Source organism: Shewanella sp. S1-49-MNA-CIBAN-0167 (assembly GCF_040310145.1).
GTDB classification, from domain to species: Bacteria; Pseudomonadota; Gammaproteobacteria; order Enterobacterales; family Shewanellaceae; genus Shewanella; species Shewanella psychromarinicola.
On sequence record NZ_JBEOPO010000176.1, the window covers coordinates 1 to 304 of the forward strand.

General features: G+C 38.2%; 1 protein-coding gene. It reads left to right on the plus strand.

All coding sequences use genetic code 11. From position 1 onward, the window contains the following. Window positions 1–61: 61 nt before the first annotated feature. Window positions 62–304, plus strand: a 243-nt coding sequence (locus AAEZ00_RS20890) for a hypothetical protein (protein WP_351089793.1), incomplete at its 3' end; no start/stop codon positions are given.

Below are 304 nucleotides of genomic sequence, written 5' to 3' on the forward strand. Positions count from 1 at the left end.
TTGTATAATCAACTAGACGAGTGTTTAGTTGTCATCAACCAGCACAATAAAGGATTCCATTATGTCTATTTTAACTTTAACTTCAACTAACGTTATTCGTCGTAGTGTTCAATTATCAATTGCTGCAGCATTACTCGTTACCGCCAGTGTTTCGGCTCAGGCTGATGAAATCTCAATCTCAAATACGGTTGCTGCGCTTGAGCAGACTATGACCCGAGCTAGCCAACAAATGATTGCCAATGTAAAACAAGAGTTAATGTTGTCGTTGCAAACTCAAATAGCTGAACAGGTATTTGAAATGAAT